The organism is Streptomyces fuscigenes (genome assembly GCF_021556455.1).
Lineage (GTDB): Bacteria > Actinomycetota > Actinomycetes > Streptomycetales > Streptomycetaceae > Streptomyces > Streptomyces fuscigenes.
The window spans coordinates 1-1615 of record NZ_JAKGCV010000729.1 but is presented as its reverse complement, the minus strand read 5'-3'; the positions used below and the strand labels follow the sequence as shown (position 1 = coordinate 1615).

At 77.5% G+C, this 1615-nt stretch carries 2 protein-coding genes; one reads left to right on the top strand and one right to left on the bottom strand.

What is annotated here, in order from left to right; all coding sequences use genetic code 11:
* A partial coding sequence (locus tag L1885_RS28130; RefSeq protein WP_235799965.1) for an aminotransferase class I/II-fold pyridoxal phosphate-dependent enzyme occupies positions 1 to 695 on the top strand: 695 nt, incomplete at its 5' end.
* A 263-nt stretch (positions 696 to 958) separates the two neighbouring features.
* Here the strand turns inward: L1885_RS28130 and L1885_RS28125 are convergent.
* A complete protein-coding gene (locus L1885_RS28125) occupies positions 959 to 1423 on the bottom strand; it encodes a Rieske (2Fe-2S) protein (RefSeq protein ID WP_235799964.1) in 465 nt (154 codons plus the stop codon).
* Between the last annotated feature and the right edge of the window lie 192 nt (positions 1424 to 1615).

Genomic DNA, 1615 nt, shown 5'->3' with positions numbered 1-1615 from the left:
CCGGGATGGCGCGCGCCCTGGCGGCCGGTGCGCGCGCCGTCGTGGTCACGGACCGCGCGCACAACCCCACCGGCGCGGCACTGAGCGCCGAGCGCGCCGCCGCGTTGCGCGCCCTCCTCGGTGGGCACCGCGAGGTGCTGCTCGTGGAGGACGACCACGGCCACGCCATCGTCGACGTGCCGCTGCACCCGCTCGCGGGAGCGACCACGCACTGGGCGCTCGTGCGGTCCGTCGCCAAGGCCTACGGCCCGGACCTGCGGCTCGCGGTGTTCACCGGGGACCCCCTGACGGTCGACCGGGTGAGCGGGCGGCAGCGGCTCGGCCCCGGCTGGGTCAGCAGCCTGCTGCAGGGAGCCGTCGTCGAGTTGTGGGAGTCGGGGGCCGTGGACGTGCCGGCGGTCGCGGCGGCGTACGGGGCGCGCCGCGACGCCCTCGTGGCCGCGCTCGGGGACCGCGGTGTCGCGGCGCACGGCCGCAGCGGGATGAACGTGTGGGTGCCGGTGGCCGACGAGACGCGCGCGGTGGCACGCCTCCTCCAGGACGGCTACGCGGTCGCGCCCGGCGCCCGCTTCCGCATCGCCGCCCCGCAGGGACTGCGCATCACGGTGTCGGCGCTCGCCGCGGACACGATCGCCCCCCTCGCCGAGGCGGTGGCACGGGCGGCCGGACCGGCGGCCCCGCACAGGTACGGCTGAGCGCGCGGGGTGTCGAGGGCCGTTCTACGGTCCCCATGGCGAGGAGGGCGACGTTCCCGGCCGCCGCGCGCACCGGCCCTCGTGCCGTGCGGTCCGACCAGGGGCGGGGGCGGGGGGAGCGGACGCCCGGCGCGCCCGCGCACGGCCCCGGGCCGCTCGCGCGGCGATCGTCCGGCAGCGCCTTTCCCCTATGCCTCCGGCCCCGTCCGTGAGCACACGGGGCGGGGCCGGGGGTGACGGTCGGCGGGCTGCTGCCGTCCGCGTCAGGCGAGCGAGATCGAGTCGCCCGACACCTTGATCTGCTCGGGCGGCAGCGGCTTCGGAGCGGGCCCGCCCTTCACGCTGCCGTCCACGATGCTGTAGCGGCTGCCGTGGCAGGGGCACTGGATCGTGCCGTCGCTGATCGAGGCGACGGTGCACCCCTGGTGCGTGCAGACGGCCGAGAACGCCTTGAACTCGTCGGCCTTCGGCTGCGTCACCACGACCTTCTGGTCGGCGAAGATCTTGCCGCCGCCCTCGGGGATGTCCGACTTCTTCGCGAGGACGCCGCCGGACTCCTTGGCCGAGCCCGCGGTGGCGCCGTCGGAACCCGACGGGCCGTCCGACCCGGACGCGCTGTCGGAGCCGTTGCCGCAGGCGACGAGCGCGGCCGACAGGCCCGCCGCCCCCGCCGCGGCGACCACGGTCCTGCGCGTCACGATCCGCGCGGCTCCCTGCGTACCGGTCATGGCTTGCTCCCCTTGTTGCGATGTGGTGGTGCGAACGTCTCGCGGACGGCCGCCAGGCGCGGCCGGGTCACCCCAAGATACGGAGCGGGGACGTCCGGCGTTCAGCGCGGCCGGGGAGGAGATCGCGCGGGCCGCGCCCCCGCCCCCGGGATCGCGGGCGATCGCCGCCGCGGCGCGGGCGGCGGCGGCCGG

What these genes read in the sequence shown, in the direction of transcription:
- L1885_RS28125 (WP_235799964.1), bottom strand. Translation starts at nt 1,423, where the DNA reads ATGACCGGTACGCAGGGAGCCGCGCGGATCGTGACGCGCAGGACCGTG.